This window comes from Maricaulis sp. MIT060901, assembly GCF_047123815.1.
GTDB lineage: Bacteria > Pseudomonadota > Alphaproteobacteria > Caulobacterales > Maricaulaceae > Maricaulis.
In genome coordinates this window covers 1628700-1647527 of sequence record NZ_CP138920.1, presented here as the reverse complement: position 1 = coordinate 1647527, position 18828 = coordinate 1628700, and the positions used below count along the sequence as shown (strand labels likewise).

Genomic DNA, 18828 nt, shown 5'->3' with positions numbered 1-18828 from the left:
TTTGTGATGATCCGCAAACGTGTCCTCAGCCCGGGTGAAAAGGCGGAATGGCGCAAGATTGCGCGATCTGTGACCCCGATTGACGAGAGCAGGAAGCGCTCGCTTGAGGATGAGATTGCTGCGCCCTCGGCGCGCCCTGAACACCCCAAACCGAAGACCAAGTCCCGATCTCCCGCGAAAAAACCTGCGCGTCGGCCCAATCATTCGCATCCGCCCCATCATCATGTCCCCGTGCCGGTTGACCGGAGTGCGGAGCGTCGCCATCGGCGGGGCAAGCTGGAGCTGGATGCGCGCATAGATCTGCACGGGCTGACCCAGGACCAGGCTCTGTCCACGCTGACGCATTTCCTTCGCATGGCCTGGAGTGAGGGTTTTAGAAATGTGCTGGTGATTACCGGCAAGGGCCTGTCCCAAAGGGAGCGAGAAGACGCGCCCTGGGATTACCCTGAAAAGCCTGGAGTGCTGAGGCGTAAACTTCCGGAGTGGCTGGGAAATTCAACGCTTCGTCAGTGGGTGTCAGGATACTCGGCCGCTCACACCAGACATGGTGGAGCCGGTGCGTTCTATGTCACCTTGCGCGTGGGTCCGAAATCGGTCCCGCCTAAAGGATGAACTTGCTCAGATCTGCATTCTTGGCCAGTTCACCGACCTGGTCACGTACATAACCGGCGTCAATCCGGATCGTCTCGCCATCGCGGTCAGAGGCGGTGAAGGAAATATCCTCAACCAGTTTCTCCATGATGGTCTGAAGTCGACGGGCACCGATATTCTCGACTGTCGAGTTCACATTGGCGGCCAGTTCGGCGATCGCATCGATCGCATCTTCAGCGAATTCCAGCGTGACACCCTCGGTCTTCAACAATTCTGTGTACTGGCGGATGAGGCTGGCTTCCGGTTCGGTGAGGATACGCTGGAAATCCGCCTTGGTGAGCGCGGACAATTCGACCCGGATTGGCAGGCGACCCTGTAGCTCGGGCAACATGTCCGACGGTTTGGCCACGTGGAATGCGCCTGAGGCTATGAAGAGGATGTGATCCGTTTTTACGGCACCATGCTTCGTTGAAACGGTCGTTCCCTCGATCAGAGGCAGGAGGTCACGCTGAACGCCTTCCCGGCTGACATCCCCGCCACGGGCGTCAGAACGGGCGGCGATCTTGTCGATTTCATCCAGGAAAACAATGCCTTCATTCTCGGCAAGCTTGATCGCTTCTGCCGTGATCTGGGCGTCGTCGATCAGCTTGTCGGCTTCCTCATTGATCAACGGCTCATAGGCATCCTTGACCTTCATGCGCACAGTCTTGGTTTGCTGACCGAAACCCTTGCCCAGGAGGTCACCGAGATTGAGCACCCCAGCGCCTCCACCGCCCGCCGGCATGCCGGGGATGTCCAGCATCTGGAGGGGAGAGCTGGTTTCGGAGATCTTGATCTCGACATCCTTGTCATCGAGCTCGCCCGAGCGCAGGCGTTTGCGGAAACTGTCGCGAGTGGATTCGCTGGCGGTCGGGCCGACAAGCGCTTCCAGCACACGGTTTTCTGCAGCAGCATGCGCCTTGGCTTTGACTTCTTCGCGCTTTTTCTCCCGCACCAGGCTGATGGCGATTTCAACGAGGTCGCGGGCGATCTGGTCCACATCGCGGCCGACATAACCCACTTCGGTGAATTTCGTCGCTTCAATCTTGATAAAAGGTGCCTGGGCCAGCTTGGCCAGACGGCGTGAGATCTCGGTCTTGCCGACACCGGTCGGGCCGATCATCAGGATGTTCTTCGGCGTCACTTCCTCGGCAAGATCCGCATCCAGCTGCCGACGACGCCAGCGATTGCGCAGGGCAATGGCGACAGCTTTCTTGGCCTCGGCCTGGCCAACGATGTGGCGGTCGAGTTCGGATACGATTTCGCGGGGCGAGAAGTCAGTCATCGGGCGAGCCATTTGTTGTTCGGTGATAAGGATGTAATCAGAGCGAAGAAGCAAAACCAGTCCTGATGTGAGATCCGTTATGACGCGACCCCGTTTCCACCTCGCCTTTCCTGTCAATGATCTTGAGGCGGCGCGCAGTTTCTATGCGGGTCTGATGAGGTGTTCCGAGGGGCGATCTTCGAACAACTGGATTGATTTCAACATGTTCGGTCATCAGGTGGTGGCTCATCTGGCGCCCGAGGAGTGTGCGCCCGCCCAAACCGGCCATGTTGACGGGAAACAGGTTCCTGTTCGCCATTTCGGTGTCATCCTGGAATGGGATGAATGGCAAACCCTGGCTCACCGTTTTCGAAACGCAGGCACGGAGTTTGTCATCGAGCCCTATGTGCGTTTTGCCGGCGAGGCTGGAGAACAGGGAACATTCTTTGTTCGTGACCCCGCAGGGAATGCACTCGAATTCAAGAGCTTCCGCAACGATGACCAAGTGTTCGCCAGGTAATAATCCAAAGCCTGGAATGTTTTGACACGGTTACGGGCGAAATCCAGAATTCGCTTATGACAGGAGCCGATTCCACCGAAACCGGAGACATGACGCCGGCAATCAGACCCGTCATGGTACTACGTCATCGCAGACTTTATGGCGTGGCCATGGGGTTGCTCGTCATCATGAACGTCTACTCGACCGGCTGGGCGGTGATCGAGCTTCTGGTTGTGCTGCAAGTCTGGCCACAGGGCCTGTGGAACTGGGATGCGTATGGCTTTTTCGCATCGCTCAACTGGCAGCAGGAAGTCGCCTTCTATTCCTCGCTTGTCCTGTCGTGGGCGTGTGTCTGGTTGATGCTCCGGCGCAGCGCGATGACGGTGCCCGCTTTCCTTCTGTCCTTCATACTTTATCGAGTCGACAGCCTTATCCTGTCCACGAACGTGTTGTTCAATGGAATAGCCGGGTTTCCGACGTTTGGTCCGATCCTCGTTTTCCAGCTTTTGCTGACGACGCTGATCATCAATCTCTGGGCCGAGGATGTGCTGGATCGTGATCAGTTCTGGAAGAAGAAGCGCTAGCCGGCCTCGATCGTCTCGACCGTCAGATTGTCATTGGTGTAGACGCAGATGCGCGATGCGATGGCCATGGCCTTGCGGGCGATGACTTCCGGATCGTCTTCATAATGCATCAGGGCGCGCGCCGCGGAGAGGGCGTAATTGCCTCCGGATCCGACTGCGACAACACCGTCTTCCGGTTCCAGCACATCACCAGCACCCGTGAGCAGGAATGTCGCGTCGGCGTCGCCGACGATCAGCATCGCTTCAAGGCGCCGCATGTAACGATCCGTGCGCCAATCCTTGGCCAGCTCTACGCAGGCCCTGGCAAGCTGGGCCGGGTGTTGTTCCAGCTTGGCTTCGAGGCGTTCAAACAGGGCGAAGGCATCGGCGGTCGCGCCAGCGAAACCGGCGACAACCCGACCACCCGCCAGGCGGCGGACCTTTTTGGCATTGCCTTTCATGACCGTGGGCCCGATCGAGACCTGGCCATCACCGGCGATGACCAGCCGACCACCCTTGCGAACCGCGCAGATCGTGGTTCCGCGCCATTGAGAGGCGTCTGCGTAATCCTGGGTCATGCTGGCAGCTCCGTTTCACGTGAAACCAAGCATTTGGCCAATCCGGCCTGCCGGATCAACCCCTTGGTCCAGAACGGAGTGTATTGTCAGGCCCTATTCACCCACGGCACGCGGGACAAAAGCGTCCTCGGCATACTCCATGAACTGGTCATACGGCATCGGACGGCCGAACAGGAAACCCTGGGCAAGGGTCGCGCCCATCGCCTTGAGCATGGTCATCTGTTCGGGTGTTTCCACACCCTCGGCGACCGTTTCCAGCTTGAGGGACTTGGCCATGGCCAGGATCGTCTCGACAACGATGCGTGCATGCGGATCCGTCGTCATGTTGCGGACAAAGCTCATATCGATCTTGAACACGTCGAACGGCATGCGGGTGAGATAGGCCAGTGATGAATGGCCGGTGCCAAAATCATCGATGGCGAAATTCACACCCTTGTCGCGCAGCGGCTGGACCTGTTCGATCACCCGCTCCGGATTTTCCATGGCAATCGATTCCGTCAGCTCGAGCTCGAGCAGGTGCGGAGGCAGTTCGGCGTCTTCAAGAGCATCAAGTACACTCTGCGAGAAGCCTTCGCGGTCGAACTGCATCGCCGACACATTGACGGCGACCGGGATTTCCAGCCCTGCAGCACGCCAGGCAGCAGCCTGTTTGCACGCCCGGCGCAGGACCCAGTCTCCAATTTCACCAATCAGCCCGCATTCTTCCGCAGCCTCGATAAAAGCGCCCGGAGATAACAGTCCAGCCGTCGGATGCTGCCAGCGTACCAGCGCTTCAGCGCCGGCGATGGAACCGTCCTTCATCAGGACTTTCGGCTGATAGAAGACGACCAGCTCGTCTTTCTGTACGGCGTCACGAAGTTCGTTTTCCAGCACCAGGCGCTCGAAGGCGGACTGGTTCATGGTCGGCTCGAAGAATTGAGCAGAGGCACCACCGGCGCGCTTGGCGTGCGCCATGGCCAGGTCGGCATGACGCATCAGTGTTTCCGGGTCAGCGCCATCCTGAGGGAAGACAGCGACACCGATACTGGCACCCAGGAAGACCTGGTGGCCACCGATTTCAAACGGCAGACGGATAGCGTCGACAAGCTTGTTGGCGACACGCGCAGCGTCAGCACTGTCATGGATCTTGGGCAGGAGGGCAGTGAACTCATCACCACCCAGGCGGGCGACCATGGATGGATCGTCCATGCGGTCGGCAGCAAGATCACAGCCACGGACAACTTCGGTCAGTCGGCGACCGACCATCTCCAATAGGCGATCACCTTCGCCGATACCCAGACTATCATTGACGCGCTTGAAGCGGTCGAGATCGACGAACAACACAGCGCCGGAATGGTCTTCTTCCAAGGCGCGGCGAGCGACACGTTCAGTTTCCTTGCGAAAACGTTCCCGGTTCGGCAGCTCGGTGACCATATCGACATAGGCCAGGCGGTGAATGCGTTTCAGATTGCCGTCCAGGCGCGCAAACATGCGGTTGAAGGCATTGGCCAGAACTTCCAGCTCGTCGCCTGTATTGATGCGGATGCGGGTATCAAGTGTCTTTGAAGAGGCATGACGGGCTGCCTCGGTCAGCGTCTGGATCGGGCGCAGGGCGCGTCCCACGAGAAGCGCGGCCAGTGGCAGGAAAATGCCCAGAGCGAACAATGCCAGCAGGGCCTGGCGCTTGATCATGTCATTGCGCGAGGTCACCAGCTCGGTCAGTTCAAGCTGGGCGTAGATCACACCGGAAAGACGACGCTGGCTCGTATAGGCCGGCACTGCGAGTTGCAGAATCGTGCCGTTGAGTTCGTGACGGATATCACCGGCACCAAGTGAGGAAACGGCTATTGCGGAAGTGCGGATGTTTTCGGCGCTGGCCGGATCAGCAAGAGCCTCGACAAACAGCTCGCGGCGGTTGTTCACCGCGTAGATTTCGTCTGCACCCATATTGTCGCGCAGTTCTGTCAGGAACGCGCCGACAAACTCGACATCACGGGAATTGAAACTATCAGCCAGCCGGCTGGCCGCGGAACTGAGTGTAGCGACATTGCGATCGATCAGAAGGTTACGCGTCTCGCGCTGTGCGGACACGCTTTCCAACGTCATCAGCATGAACGTCATCGCGAAAATCAGAGCGCCGGTGAGAAGAGTGAACTTCATCACAAGCGAACGCATGACTCTCGACACCGCTTTGCGGATGGGCGCCATTTTTACCCCACACCACGGTCTTTTTGACCGTGTTTACTCCACCATTATTCGGGGCTGATTTCGTAATCGGCCCCTTTATCACGGAGTAATGTCTCACCAACCATTTGAGGTGTGGTTAATAGCGCTGGATTTTTTCAATAAATTCGAGAATTCGCATTTAGATCTTCTTTACGCCAGACCTATTCCGCCTTCCTCAATTAGAGATTTCAGGGCGGTCTCCGGACGCGCTCCGAAGTGGGAAATAATCTCCGCCGCGCAGATGACGCCCATTTTTCCTGCCTCTTCCAGGCTCAGATCACGGGCAAGTCCTAACAGGAAGCCGGCCGCAAACAGATCGCCGGCACCAGTGGTGTCCACGAGCTCGTCGACAGGCGCAGCAGCGACGGTCACAACCTCGTCACCGCGAACAATGACGGCACCCTTCTCGCTGCGGGTGATGGCAGCAACTTCGACGTCCTGGCCGACAAGGCGTACAGCTTCGTCAAAATCCTCGGTCTCATAAAGCGCAGTAATCTCGGCTTCATTGGCCAGCAGAATATCGATGTGATTGGCCACGAGGTGGCGGAAGGCTGCGCGGTGACGGTCGACACAGAACAGGTCGGACAGGGTCAGCGCCGTTCGCTTGCCAGCTGCTGCTGCCAGTTCTGCCGCGCGGACGTAACCTCGTTTGGCTTCTTCGCGGTCGAAGAGATAGCCCTCGAGATAGATGATCGAAGAAGCGCGAAGCTTATCTGCGTCGGCGGCAACATCTTCTTCAGTGACAAGCGCTGCGGCGCCCAGGAAGGTCGACATGGAGCGTTGCGCATCCGGGGTGACATTGATCAGGCAGCGCGCCGTGGCCGGGCCGTCTTTCAGTGGCGGAGTGTCGAAATCAACGCCAATGGCACGGATGTCATGCGTGAAGATCTCACCCAGCTGATCATCCGCGACCTTGCCAATATAGGCCGCCTTGCCGCCCATCGAGGCAATCCCGGCCACTGTGTTGGCCGCTGATCCGCCAGATGCTTCCTTTCCCGGTTCCATTACCGCATAAAGCGAGGTCGCCCGTTCCTCATCGATCAGGTTCATGGCGCCCTTGGGAATTCCCTGGCTTTCCAGAAAGGCGTCAGTGGCCGGAGAGAGAGCATCGACGATGGCATTGCCGACAGCGAGGACATCATAACGGGATTGGGACATTCGTTTCTTCCAACTCAGGCGCAGGCGCGCGATGGGACATGTGTGCGAGAGGGTTAATCGCAGCGGGCAATCAGGGCAAGCCTTGCAGGCACGAAGATGAAGGCGTACGGAGCGCCTGTTATTGGATCCAATCGAGGTCAGCCCATGCGTGTCGCCTTTCTCACCGCAAGTTGCATGTTCAAGTCCAGCCCCGATGCTCGCAAGGACCACTGGGAACACGATCTGGAGTTCGGCGCGCTGCAGCCAGCCTGCGCGGCTGATGGTATCCAGCTGGAAGCGCGGATCTGGGACAGTCCTGATTTTGACCCGGGGTTTTATGACGCCATCGTGGTCGGCACGTGCTGGGACTATATGGAGAAACCCGAGGCTTTTGGTGCTTGTCTGACACGCTGTGCCAGAGAGAGTCGTTTGCTCAATCCGCTGGACATCGTGCGCTGGAACAAGCGCAAGACGTATCTCAAGGATCTTGCCGATCGCGGCGCACCGATGATCCCGACGGTATGGGCCGAGGCTGCCAATACCGAGACAATCAGCGAGGCTTTCGAAGCCCTGGGGTGTGAGGACATTGTTGTTAAGCCGGTCCTGGGCGCGGGTGCCTGGCGACAGGCGCGTATTCGCAAGGGTGAGCGAATGCCCGACGCCGGAGACCTGCCACCGGCAGAGTGCATGATCCAGCCTTTCCTGCCTTCGGTTTCCCAGGAGGGGGAATATGCCTTCCTCTTCTTCAACCGCCGTTTCTCTCATTGCGCACTGAAGCGGCCTGCGGCTGGCGATTATCGTGTCCAGTCGGAATATGGCGGCTCGGAAACCATCCACACGCCCAGCGAACAGGAACTCGCGCTGGCTAGCTCCGTGCTGGATTCGGTAGACGGTGACCTGTTGTACGCGCGTGTGGACATGTTGCGCGGTCTGGATGGTCAGCTCGCGGTGATCGAGCTCGAACTGATCGAACCCTATCTCTATCCGGAGCAAGGTCCCGAATTCGGCCCGAATTTCGCGGCGGCACTCAAGGCGCTCGCCGCGGGCTAGACCCGAGGAACAGCAAGGGCGTGCCGACGATAGCGGCGTGACCGAGCTAACTCGGAGCCGGCGTCTTTTCCTTGAACTGGCAGATATCCTCGACCGCGCAACGCCAGCATTCCGGCTTGCGGGCCTTGCAGAGATAGCGTCCGTGCAGGATCAGCCAGTGATGAGCGCCCAGCTTGAATTCGTCCGGTGTGATTTTCTCGAGCCTTGCTTCCACTTCGTCGGGGTTTTTACCCGGCGCCAGCTTGGTTCGGTTTGAGACGCGGAAGATATGTGTATCCACGGCAATCGTCGGCTGCCCGAAGGCCTCGTTCAGCACGACATTGGCGGTCTTGCGACCCACGCCCGGCAGTTTGACCAGGCTGTCGCGATCAGCCGGCACTTCACCGCCGAAATCTTCGATCAGCATTTTGGACAGGGCGATGACATTCTTGGCCTTGTTGCGGAAGAGCCCGATCGTCTTGATGCGATCGCGCACATGATCTTCGCCGAGGGCAAGCATCTTCTCCGGGGTGTCCGCCTCCTCGAAGAGCTTTTCGGTCGCCTTGTTCACCCCCACATCCGTGGCCTGGGCTGACAGGGCCACAGCCACCACCAGCGTATAGGGATTGGTATAGTTCAGCTCGGTCTTGGGGTCCGGGCGGTCCTGGGCCAGGCGGGCAAACAGATCAAGCGCCTGCTCGCGATTGAGGCCGCGTGGCGCGCGTTTGGTCTTCTTGCGGGGTTTTGTCGTCTTGCTGGTCATGGCGGCAAACAAGCAGAGCGCATGGGCGCTGTCATCCCGTTTGTTGCGCATTGGCCCGGGCGGAGGCGCGCCCTAGATTGATGGGTATGAGATCCATCGTGGAAACCTGGCCTGCAGAAGCCGAAACCGTCGAACGACATGACGGGCCCGTTTTCATGGATGCTGAACTCGCACCCAACCGGTCCCTGCGCAATCCGGCGTTTGTGGCCTTGATGGTCGCCATTGCCCTGATTTCCTTCACCGCCGGCATGTTGTTCATCACCATCGGTGCCTGGCCGGTCATGCCGTTTTTCGGCCTGGATGCCCTACTCGTCTGGATCGCGTTTCGCATTTCCTATCGCGATGGCAAGGCGCGGGAATGGGTGCGAGTGGATGCGCGCGATATCGAGGTCACGCGGCGTCATCCCACTGGGCATCTGCGTCGGTTCCGCCTGCCGACCGCCTGGGTCAAGCTGGATGTTATCAATGCCCGGGAGCATCACTCCCAGGTCGCGCTGAGAGCGCATGGCAAGGCTCTGATCCTGGCGTCCTTCCTGAGCCCCGATGAGCGGGGGGAGTTTGCCGACGCGCTGGCGTCGGCAATCAGCCGCGCGAGAAATGCAGGTCACGCGCAAGAACCGGGTGGAGTGGTGCACTGAGCGCGCTAGTCTGGGCGCATGACTGCACAGATCTACACACTCGACGAAGCCAGCCGCGATTATCCGCGCATCACCGAAGTGCTCGATTTTATCGGCGAGAATTGGCGTGAGCATCCGGACCTGGACACGCTCGCGGCCGAGGCGGGCCTGTCGCCGCATCATTTCCAGCGTGTCTTCCAGCGCTGGGTGGGTGTCAGCCCCAAGAAATATGTCGGCGCACTTGCGCATGGCGCCGCCCGCGAAGCCATCGATGACGGTGCCTGCATGCTGGATGCGAGTTTCGAGGCGGGGCTGTCAGGGCCTGGACGATTACACGACCTGTTCATTGCCCATGAGGCCGTCACCCCGGGCGATGCGAAACGGCGGGGGAAGGGTCTCAGCTTTCGCTGGGGTGTCGCACCTTGCCCGTTCGGCGATGCTATCCTGCTGATCGCGCCCCGCGGACTGTCAGCCCTGGCCTTTGCCGACCCCGATATCGAGGAAGGATTTGCAGATCTGCAGGCGCGCTATCCCGCAGCCAGCTATGAACGTGATGACGGGCTGGCACGGGAGTGGGCTGAGCGAATTTTTGTTCCAGGCGGCGAAGAAAAAATCCCGCTCGCGCTTTACGGAACACCCTGGCAGCGCCAGGTCTGGCGCGCCCTGCTGACCATCCCGCCCGGGGCCACGACCAGCTACAAGGCGATCGCGGAAATTGTCTGCACGGCCAAGGCATCCCGTGCTGTCGGAGCGGCGGTCGGAGCCAATCCGATTTCCTGGCTGATCCCCTGTCACCGCGTGCTCGCCGGCAATGGCAAGCTGACCGGGTATCACTGGGGTGTGGAACGCAAGCGCGCGATGCTCGCTTATGAGGCTGCGAGGCGTTAAACATAGGTCGCATGTACTCGACCTATGTCTATGCGGCCGTGTCGGCCATTGTTGCTTCGCTTGTCCTGTTCGGATTCTGGTTCCACCGTCATCGGCAATTGTCGATGGAAGCGCGGGAGGAATGGGAAGAACGCTCGGCGACACGGACCAAGACGGTCAAGGGTGTCGACCGGGAGCACTTCCTGCGCATCTATGTATCCGGTCATGAACCGCGATGGGCACTTTATGCAGGCGGAACCTTGCTGGTGGCCCTGCTGACAACGCCCGTCATGGGGGTTGGGCTGATGTGGCTGTGGCCGATCATCGTCCTGGGGCTGGATGGTGGACCCTGGTATGATGTCGGTTACTATCCGTGGATGTTCTACATGTTCTTTGGAATGTGTCTCAGCTGGGCTGGCGTCGCCTTTGTCATGGCCCGCCTGCACCATGTCCGCCGCCCCGAACCCTTCAACGCGGCCCTGATGCGTGCCCGCGGAGAACCGCTGGACGAGGTCGTCATCCCTCGCAAACGACCGGCCTGGGCCAAAAAAGTGCGACCGTTGTCCAAGGAAGGCGCGCAAGCTGCGATGATGAGCGAGCCCCCGGACGACCCAGAAGACCTTACGATTTCGGCAGCATGGGTTGAGGGAGAAAATTCGGAAACCCGGTTGGTGGTCTATTTCACTACCGATCGGGACGGCGCTGAGCTGTCCCAAGTGCCGGATCTTGAAATTTCGAAATCAAGTCTGAGCCGGGGAATTTCGGAACTAGAACTGGCCGTCCCCGATGTATCAGTATCAATCACTGAGGCATCCAATCCGGTAGTTATAGAGTTTAGCTCGAACGATGGCGGTCTGACCTATGAAGTGCGCACGCTCACTGAGGGTACATCAGGTGTTCTGATCGATGGTAGGTTCAAGCGCGCAGCTATTGTCACAGGACTTCAGTCTGTTCTTTATGTGCTGCGCGAAGAGCGCCCTGTTCGTTAGATTTGCGTCGGATCAGGGAATATATCCGGCAACGTCACCTGTTTCGAAAGAAAGGGAGAACTGCGAATGCAATATCTCCACACCATGGTCCGCGTGACGGACATTGATGACAGCCTGCGTTTCTACCGTGACGGGCTCGGTCTGAAGGAATGCTCCCGTTTTGACAGTGAGCCGGGACGTTTCACCCTGATTTTCCTGGCGACGGACGAGGATATCGCGCGCGCGGGTTTCGAGCCGGGTTCCGGCAAGGTGCCCGATGGAATGCCCTGCGTGGAGCTGACCCATAACTGGGATCCGGAAGAGTATGGCGGTGGCCGCAATTTCGGGCACCTGGCCTATCGCGTGGAGAATATCTACGAGCTCTGCGCCCATCTCGATGCGATGGGATACACGATCAACCGTCCGCCGCGTGATGGTCATATGGCCTTCGTGCGTTCACCGGACGGCATCTCGGTCGAACTCCTCCAGCGCGGCCAAAGCCTCGCGCCGGAAGAGCCCTGGTCGTCGATGCAGAACACCGGCAGCTGGTAAGGCGCTTCAGACCGAACTTTCACCATAGGGATCGCGGGCCTTCATGTCGGCAAACGTCTTTCCGGATTCGTCCTCGAAAGACTCGGCAAGAACCGTGAGGCGCTCGATCCGATCTGCCCGGAAATGCCTGAAATCATTTCGCATCTCGCACCAGGCCGAGAGCAGCCAGACGCGCCCGAAACAGGTCAGCGCCAGCGGACGTACAATCCGTGTCGTGTTGTCATCACTCAGCGCTGTGTAGCGAATGCGCAACTTGCGGCGATCGGCGATAGCGTTGCGCACCGGGGCAAAGGCCTCGGGGCGCACGGTTTCATCCAGCATGGTCGCGAACAGGGGTGCGGAGCGAAGACGCTGTCTGTGCGTATCCGGCAGAGCGTGTTCGATCTTCGACAGAGCTTCGGCGGCGGCGGAAGCGAGGTCCTTGTCGCCGGTCGCCCGAACAAAACGCGCGCCCAGGGCCAGCGCATCGAGTTGTTCAAAGCTGAAGGTCATCGGCGGCAGATCAAAGCCCGGGCGCAATACGTAGCCGACACCGGCTTCGCCATCGATGGGGGCGCCGGAGCCGATCAGATGGGCGATGTCCCGATAGATAGTGCGCTCGGAGACTTCGAACTTCTCGCCCATTTCCTGCGCGGTGACAGCGCCGGGTGCGGCCTCCCGAAGAGCCTGGACAATGCGGATCAAACGTTCGGCGCGTCTCATGACGTCTCCTGACCAAATCGAATGTCGGGAATATGTCAAGATTTGCAAAACACAGCAAGCCGGACCCCTCATGACAGGAGGCTGACAGTAGGGGCGCGCTAAATCCTTGGGGTGTTCACCCCAACAGGAGATCTGAAATGTCCAAACCCGTATTCGAAATCGTCACTTATTCTGTCAAAGATCCGGCCGAAGCCCAGAAGGTCCGCAGCGGCCTGAAATCCGTTTTGTCGGCTTTTCCGGGATTTGTCAGCTGGCGGCAGTTTGCCTCGGCGACCAGTGATCGCCGATTTGTCGACCAGGTCGAATGGGACAGCCTTGTTTCCGCGCAATCCGCACAGGAGAAATTCATGGCTGACCCGGCGGCCCAGGCGTTGATGGCCCAGACCGAAGAGGTCCATGCCATGACTCATGTGGTGGAGCAGGTCTAGGCGGCGACAACGTTCTGCATGGTATAGAGGGCTGGCTCACGGCCCTCTCCATCTGCAAACATCCACCGTGCCGCTTCCAGGGCACCATTTGCGAAAATGCGCCGGTCAAACGCCCTATGCGATATGGTGATCTCCTCCAACTCCGCGATGAAGCGGACGGAATGCTCACCGACAATCGAGCCTCCACGGGAGGTTGCGAAACCAATCGTTCCGGTTTCGCGCGGGCCCATCGAGCCTTCCCGGCTCCAGATGGCGGCTTCCTCGAGGAATATGCCCCGCTTCTTTGCCGCCGCTCTGCCGAGCATGACGGCGGTGCCTGACGGAGCGTCAGCTTTCATCTTGTGGTGGGTTTCCGTGATTTCGATATCCCAATCGCGTGCTGGCAAGGCGGCGGCCTGAGCGACCAGGGCTTCGGCAACAGCAACGCCCAGCGAAAAATTGCTCGCTTGCAGAATGGCAATGCTTTGAGCGGCAGCGCTCAGCATCTCCTCCTGTTGAGCGGTCAGACCTGTCACACCCGATATCAGGGCCGGTCCACCCAGGGCCGCCAGACGCTGAGCGGCGGACACTGTGGTTCCCGGCAAGCTGGAATCGATTACCAGATCGGCACTTTCAACGGCTTCTTCCAGATGTGTTTCCGCTGATACGCCGATGGGGCGGCGCTCAAGTATCTCGCCGATATCATGGCCGGCAAACTGGGATTCCCCGCGCACCAGCGCACCGACGAGCTGACAATCAGAACTGTCAAGAATGGCGGAGGAGATGGCGCGGCCGAGGCGGCCTGTCGGGCCAAGCACGGCGATACGGATCGGTCGGGTCATGAGGTGGCTCCAAGCACGAGATCAGCGACTTTCTCGAAGAGGTAGGAAGCGATGATGGGCAATACCGGGATCAGGATATAGAGCGCAAAACGCTGCGTCACCGAGGGAGACAAAGGCCATTCGGGACGTTGTTCAATCCATTGCTCATAATCCGTCAGTCCGGCCAGGGCGGATGCCGCCTCTACATCGCCCGCCAGTGCAGCATCCCGCAGCAAGGCCATGCGTTCATGGATGCGTTCGAGTTCGGCTGATTTGGCTTCGCGGATCTGTTCATGGGCGGGTTTGACAGCGCTCCAGAAGACCCACATGCCACCCGCTATGGAAATACCGATCGAGATCAGGCCCATGGTCATCTGAGAGGGGGCGGCGACGAACAACAGGAGTACAGCGGCCATCAACAGCCAGGACAGCGCAGCACGCAGGCCGATGCGTCCGAGCACATGCAGCCGGTCGAGATGATAGAGATCAACTTGCAGATGATCCCGAACCAGCGTCTTCAGCTCACTGCTTTCGCGCGCCACATCTACACCAGCGCGCACGCCAAGACCGTAAAGGAAGGGCGCAAAGACCAAAAACCACAGTCCGATCGAGGAGAGATAGCGTTCCAGGGTACCGGCATTTACAACGATCATGAAGGCGTTGAAGCCAAGCCCGGCAAGTGCCCCTGCCGCGAAAAAGCCCAGATAACGCCCTCGCCAGCTCACCGGTACACCAGCCGCGAAGGCGCGGGCTGCATTTTCACCCGAGGGTTTGAGCGCTCGAACCAGATCTTCTTCCACTGCTCTCCACAGGCGAACACCATTTTCGCTGAGCGAGAGTGCCGAGGTGAGGATCATGGACAAGACAAAACCGATCCAGACAACACTCGGAAAGCTGATCGAGCCGTCGGCTGCAACTTCATAGATCGGTGGGCGTTGCGTGATATGGCAGATCAGCAGGAAGCTACCGAAACTGATCACAAAAATCGCAATGGTTGTGCCCCAGAAGCCGAACGGAGAGCGGCGATAGAGAAGGTTCTCCATCGGCGTATAGCGGTCAGACTTGGGGTCGAGTTCAGCGTGTGGCATCGGCGCGAAACTAATCCGAGCCGAGTGGCGATGTCACGATGCGATTTTTCCGAGTCGTGGCCTAAGCGCTCGGGCGGCCGTCCTCGGTGGTGACGTCGTCCCAGAACTGTTTGACACGATTGAAGAAACCGGCGCTGTCAGGATTGCAGTTCTCGCCGGAAAGATCGCAGAACTCCTTCAGCAATTCCTTTTGTCGATCACACAGATTGCGCGGAGTTTCCACAAAAAGCTCTACGATCATGTCGCCGCGCGTGCCGCCACGCAGACGGGGCATGCCTTTGCTGCGCAGGCGCATGCGGCGGCCAGTCTGGGCGCCTTCCGGGATTTTCATCTCGGCCTTGCCGCCCTCAATCGTCGGGACCTGGATGGAACAGCCCAGAGCGGCCTGGACCATGGAGGACGGGGCTCGGCAATAGAGATTAGGGCCGTCACGCTCGAAAATCTCGTGTGCGCGGACGGAGATGAAGATGTAGAGATCGCCGCGAGGACCACCGCGGGCTCCGGCTTCACCTTCGCCGGCGAGGCGAATGCGGGTTCCATCCTCGACCCCGGCAGGGATGGTGACGGAGAGCGTACGGTTCTTGCGGACACGACCCACGCCATCACATTCCTGACATGGGGTAACGACGTATTTGCCGCGACCACCACATTGCGGACAAGTCTGTTCCATGGTGAAAAAGCCCTGGCTGCGGCGAATGCGGCCAGCACCATGACAGGTCGGGCAGGTTTCAATCTCGGTGCCGGGCTCATTGCCTTCGCCATCACAGCGTTCGCACTCCAGCGCCGTTGGAACCTCGATTTCGGCTTCCTTGCCGTTGAAGGCGTCTTCCAGGGTAACTTCGAGGTCGAACCGGAGGTCTGCGCCACGGGCCGGACCATTGGAGCGTCCGCCGCCACGGCGTCCGCCCATTCCACCCATGCCAAAGACCTGCTCGAAGATATCGGCGAACTCGGCCGCGCCGGCGCCACCACCGAAAGGACCCTGGCCGCCACCGCCCATTCCGCCCTGTTCAAAGGCAGCATGGCCCATGCGGTCATAAGCGGCGCGCTTGTCTGCATCGGCGAGCACGGCATAGGCCTCGCCCACTTCCTTGAAGTTGGCCTCGGCTTCCTCGTCGCCCGGATTGCGATCTGGATGGTATTTCATCGCGAGCTTGCGGTAGGCGCTTTTCAGCTCCTTTTCGTCAACACCCTTGGAAACCCCGAGGATTTCGTAGAAATCGCGCTTGCTCATTTGTTTTCACCGTTGGGCAGCACCAGCACCGCGTTCTGACGCATTTGCTGGACGACCTCATATCCATGATCAAGACACAAGCCCGGCGCGCCATCGGTTATGGCAGCGCCTGCATGCAGGGTCTCGAGCAATACTGTTCGTGGCCATTTTTCACGTGGCCACATCTTGAAGAAGGCCGAGAGCACAGGCTCTTCGAATCCCTCAATATCCATTTTCATGATGTCGACATGGTCGACACCGGCGTCTTCCAGCACCATCGACAGGGGTTTCATCGGGATGGTCCCGTCTTCATCCGTGTCATTGATGCGGACTTCGCCGCGATTGCGATCATCCTGGATCAGGCTGATCAGCTTTTCCTCAGCGCCAAGCGCGAAAGGTGCGACGTGAACATTCTTTGCATGTGATGCCTGAAGATTGAAATTCAAGCGCCGGCGGTTTTCTTCGTCAGGCTCGACCGCGATTACCTTCACAGGGCGATCAAACTTGCGGGCATCTGCGAGGACGGAAAGCGTGTAAAGACCGGCATTGGCTCCGGCGTCGAGAAAGACCAGATCGCGTTCGCGCGGGATGTTGCGGATGGCGTCGCGAATTGCGGTGCGTTCCCCACTGTCCCAGGTTTTAGAGCCGACAAAGGCGCGTTTCTCACAGCGATTGTCGCGCATGTGGACACGCGCATGCTGGCCGGGGAAGACCTCGACATCCGCGATATCACGGCCACCCGACATCAGGATGCGTCGAACCACGCTCTCCGCTGCGCGACGCATGCGGTCGCCGGGCAGTTTCATGGCGGCACGGCGTAGCCATTCCTCCGAAGAAGAAAGAGAAAACGCCCCGTAGGGCGAGGATACCGGGTCGAATTCGCTCATGACCGCCCCCTAAAGCCTGACCGGCCGGGCTTACACCCGGCCGGCTTGATCAGACCTTAAGCGTCTTTTTTGGCGTCGTCGTCAACTTCGGAGAATTCCGCGTCGACAACATCATCATCGCCAGAGGCCTCGGCACCGCTCTCTTCAGAGCCGGCTTCAGCCTGTTGGGCGGCATACATGGCTTCGCCAAGCTTCATGGCAGCCTGTACCAGGGCCTGGGTCTTTTGCTGGATAGCTTCGAGATCTTCGCCATCCTTGACCTCTTTCAGCTCGTTCAGTGCGGTTTCGATGGCGTCCTTGTCGGCCGCCGGAACCTTGTCACCAAATTCCTCGAGCTGTTTCTCGGTCTGGTGGATCATGGCTTCGGCACCATTGTGGGCCTCGACCAGTTCACGCTGTTTCTTGTCCGCTTCGGCATTGGCCTCGGCGTCCTTGACCATCTGGTCGATATCGCCGTCGGACAGACCACCGGAAGCCTGGATGCGGATCGCCTGTTCCTTGCCGGTCGCCTTGTCCTTGGCGGACACGTTGACGATGCCGTTGGCGTCGATGTCGAAAGTGACTTCGATCTGCGGCACACCACGCGGAGCCGGCGGAATGCCTTCCAGGTTGAACTGACCGAGTTCCTTGTTGTCGGCCGCCATTTCGCGCTCACCCTGGGCGACGCGGATGGTCACGGCGTTCTGATTGTCATCGGCCGTGGAGAAGACCTGGGACTTCTTGGTCGGGATGGTCGTGTTGCGCTCGATCAGGCGGGTAAAGACACCGCCCAGCGTCTCGATGCCCAGCGACAGCGGGGTCACGTCGAGCAGCAGGACGTCTTTCACGTCACCCTGCAGTACGCCGGCCTGGATGGCGGCACCCATGGCAACCACTTCATCCGGGTTCACACCCTTGTGCGGGTCCTTGCCGAAGAAGGACTTCACGGCCTCCTGGACTTTCGGCATGCGGGTCATACCGCCGACCAGCACCACATCGTCAATGTCAGATGCGGACAGGCCGGCATCTTTCAGGGCTTTCTTGCACGGCTCCAGCGTACGCTTGACCAGGTCCTCGACCAGGGCTTCCAGCTTGGCGCGGGAGAGCTTGATGTTGAGGTGTTTCGGGCCGGACGCGTCCGCGGTGATGAAGGGCAGGTTCACTTCATAGGAGGTCGCAGAAGACAGCTCTTTCTTGGCTTTCTCCGCTTCTTCCTTGAGGCGCTGGAGAGCCAGCTTGTCGGCCTTCAGGTCAATGCCGTTCTCTTTCTTGAACTCGTCCGCAAGGTATTCAACGATGCGCAGGTCGAAGTCTTCACCACCGAGGAAGGTGTCGCCATTGGTCGCCTTCACTTCGAAGACACCATCGCCGATTTCCAGGACGGAGACGTCGAACGTACCGCCGCCGAGGTCGAAGACAGCAATGGTCTTGCCGTCGTTCTTTTCCAGGCCATAAGCCAGGGCCGCTGCGGTCGGCTCGTTGATGATACGGAGCACTTCCAGACCGGCGATCTTGCCGGCGTCCTTGGTCGCCTGACGCTGGGCGTCATCGAAATAGGCCGGGACCGTTATGACAGCCTGGTCGACTCCCTGGCCGAGATAGCTTTCAGCGGTCTCTTTCATCTTCTGCAGGATGAAGGCGGAGATTTCGGACGGCGCGTATTTCTTGTCGCGGCCCTGGACCCATGCCGCATTATTGTCGGACGGGACGATCTTGTAAGGCACCATGCCGGCGTCTTTCTGGACCGTCGGATCGTCCATGTTGCGGCCGATCAGGCGCTTGATGGCGAAGAAGGTTTGTTCCGGGTTGGTGACAGCCTGGCGACGCGCCGGCTGACCGATCAGGCGCTCGCCGTCTTCGGCGAAGGCCACGAAGGACGGCGTCGTGCGCATGCCTTCGGAGTTTTCGATGACTTTAGGCTGACCGCCCTCCATCACTGCGACACAGGAATTGGTGGTACCAAGGTCGATGCCGATGACCTTACTCATATTTTCTCTCCGTATTCTCGGCGGAACTGTCCCGGCCGGGCCTGACCTTCGAGCGAAGCGCCAGACGCCGC

General features: G+C 59.4%; 20 protein-coding genes. 9 read left to right on the top strand and 11 right to left on the bottom strand.

Annotated features, from left to right (window positions below; all coding sequences use genetic code 11):
* Positions 1–6 precede the first annotated feature (6 nt).
* Positions 7–612 carry a Smr/MutS family protein gene (locus SIC17_RS08095; protein ID WP_412545041.1) on the top strand — a complete coding sequence of 202 codons (606 nt, stop codon included), beginning with the start codon at positions 7–9 and terminating at the stop codon, positions 610–612.
* On the opposite strand, the gene hslU is transcribed toward SIC17_RS08095, so the two are convergent.
* Positions 602–1915 carry an ATP-dependent protease ATPase subunit HslU gene (gene hslU / locus SIC17_RS08090; RefSeq protein ID WP_412545040.1) on the bottom strand — a complete coding sequence of 438 codons (1314 nt, stop codon included), beginning with the start codon at positions 1913–1915 and terminating at the stop codon, positions 602–604. The two genes, SIC17_RS08095 and hslU, sit on opposite strands and share 11 nt — an antisense overlap.
* A gap of 79 nt (positions 1916–1994) precedes the next feature.
* On the opposite strand from hslU, the gene SIC17_RS08085 reads away from it, so the two are divergent.
* Positions 1995–2414, top strand: coding sequence for a VOC family protein (locus SIC17_RS08085; protein WP_412545039.1), 420 nt, complete (start codon positions 1995–1997; stop codon positions 2412–2414).
* A gap of 56 nt (positions 2415–2470) precedes the next feature.
* Complete coding sequence (locus SIC17_RS08080) at positions 2471–2977, top strand: hypothetical protein (RefSeq protein WP_412545038.1); 507 nt, start codon at positions 2471–2473, stop codon at positions 2975–2977.
* Here SIC17_RS08080 and hslV read toward each other — a convergent pair.
* The 3 genes from hslV to SIC17_RS08065 form a co-directional block, all read right to left on the bottom strand.
* Positions 2974–3534: an ATP-dependent protease subunit HslV gene (gene hslV / locus SIC17_RS08075; protein WP_412545037.1), complete on the bottom strand. Its 561-nt coding sequence runs from the start codon at positions 3532–3534 to the stop codon at positions 2974–2976. The two genes, SIC17_RS08080 and hslV, sit on opposite strands and share 4 nt — an antisense overlap.
* A 93-nt stretch (positions 3535–3627) precedes the next feature.
* On the bottom strand, positions 3628–5688 hold the full coding sequence (locus tag SIC17_RS08070; protein WP_291890923.1) for a putative bifunctional diguanylate cyclase/phosphodiesterase: 2061 nt from the start codon (positions 5686–5688) through the stop codon (positions 3628–3630).
* Between the two features lie 201 nt (positions 5689–5889).
* On the bottom strand, positions 5890–6897 hold the full coding sequence (locus tag SIC17_RS08065; protein WP_412545036.1) for an adenosine kinase: 1008 nt from the start codon (positions 6895–6897) through the stop codon (positions 5890–5892).
* Positions 6898–7041: 144 nt separating this feature from the next.
* Here SIC17_RS08065 and SIC17_RS08060 point away from each other — a divergent pair, with 144 nt between their 5' ends.
* Complete coding sequence (locus SIC17_RS08060; RefSeq protein ID WP_291890921.1) at positions 7042–7926, top strand: ATP-grasp domain-containing protein; 885 nt, start codon at positions 7042–7044, stop codon at positions 7924–7926.
* 46 nt (positions 7927–7972) lie between these two features.
* Here the strand turns inward: SIC17_RS08060 and nth are convergent, their stop codons facing one another.
* On the bottom strand, positions 7973–8668 hold the full coding sequence (gene nth, locus SIC17_RS08055; protein WP_412545035.1) for an endonuclease III: 696 nt from the start codon (positions 8666–8668) through the stop codon (positions 7973–7975).
* 86 nt (positions 8669–8754) lie between these two features.
* Here nth and SIC17_RS08050 point away from each other — a divergent pair, with 86 nt between their 5' ends.
* The 4 genes from SIC17_RS08050 to SIC17_RS08035 all read left to right on the top strand — a co-directional run bounded on the left by SIC17_RS08050 (position 8755) and on the right by SIC17_RS08035 (position 11672).
* Positions 8755–9306 (top strand): DUF2244 domain-containing protein, encoded by a 552-nt coding sequence (locus tag SIC17_RS08050; protein WP_412545034.1) that lies wholly within the window; start codon positions 8755–8757, stop codon positions 9304–9306.
* A gap of 18 nt (positions 9307–9324) precedes the next feature.
* Positions 9325–10173, top strand: a complete 849-nt coding sequence (locus SIC17_RS08045) for a methylated-DNA--[protein]-cysteine S-methyltransferase (RefSeq protein WP_291890918.1) — start codon at positions 9325–9327, stop codon at positions 10171–10173.
* Positions 10174–10184: 11 nt separating this feature from the next.
* Positions 10185–11141, top strand: coding sequence for a hypothetical protein (locus SIC17_RS08040; protein ID WP_412545033.1), 957 nt, complete (start codon positions 10185–10187; stop codon positions 11139–11141).
* Between the two features lie 66 nt (positions 11142–11207).
* Positions 11208–11672 (top strand): VOC family protein, encoded by a 465-nt coding sequence (locus SIC17_RS08035; protein WP_291890916.1) that lies wholly within the window; start codon positions 11208–11210, stop codon positions 11670–11672.
* A 6-nt stretch (positions 11673–11678) separates the two neighbouring features.
* Here the strand turns inward: SIC17_RS08035 and SIC17_RS08030 are convergent, their stop codons facing one another.
* Complete coding sequence (locus tag SIC17_RS08030) at positions 11679–12374, bottom strand: helix-turn-helix transcriptional regulator (RefSeq protein ID WP_412545032.1); 696 nt, start codon at positions 12372–12374, stop codon at positions 11679–11681.
* 137 nt (positions 12375–12511) lie between these two features.
* Here SIC17_RS08030 and SIC17_RS08025 point away from each other — a divergent pair, with 137 nt between their 5' ends.
* Positions 12512–12802 (top strand): hypothetical protein, encoded by a 291-nt coding sequence (locus SIC17_RS08025; RefSeq protein WP_412545031.1) that lies wholly within the window; start codon positions 12512–12514, stop codon positions 12800–12802.
* Here SIC17_RS08025 and dapB read toward each other — a convergent pair.
* From dapB to dnaK, 5 genes are all read right to left on the bottom strand, one after another.
* Complete coding sequence (dapB, locus tag SIC17_RS08020; protein ID WP_291890913.1) at positions 12799–13623, bottom strand: 4-hydroxy-tetrahydrodipicolinate reductase; 825 nt, start codon at positions 13621–13623, stop codon at positions 12799–12801. The genes SIC17_RS08025 and dapB overlap by 4 nt on opposite strands.
* Positions 13620–14690, bottom strand: coding sequence for a hypothetical protein (locus SIC17_RS08015; protein WP_412545030.1), 1071 nt, complete (start codon positions 14688–14690; stop codon positions 13620–13622). The genes dapB and SIC17_RS08015 overlap by 4 nt, the downstream gene beginning before the upstream one ends.
* 61 nt (positions 14691–14751) lie before the next feature.
* Positions 14752–15924 carry a molecular chaperone DnaJ gene (gene dnaJ, locus SIC17_RS08010; protein WP_412545029.1) on the bottom strand — a complete coding sequence of 391 codons (1173 nt, stop codon included), beginning with the start codon at positions 15922–15924 and terminating at the stop codon, positions 14752–14754.
* Positions 15921–16790 (bottom strand): FkbM family methyltransferase, encoded by an 870-nt coding sequence (locus SIC17_RS08005; RefSeq protein ID WP_412545028.1) that lies wholly within the window; start codon positions 16788–16790, stop codon positions 15921–15923. Before SIC17_RS08005 ends, dnaJ begins: the two co-directional genes overlap by 4 nt.
* A gap of 56 nt (positions 16791–16846) precedes the next feature.
* Positions 16847–18757, bottom strand: a complete 1911-nt coding sequence (gene dnaK / locus SIC17_RS08000; RefSeq protein WP_291890909.1) for a molecular chaperone DnaK — start codon at positions 18755–18757, stop codon at positions 16847–16849.
* Positions 18758–18828 lie beyond the last annotated feature (71 nt).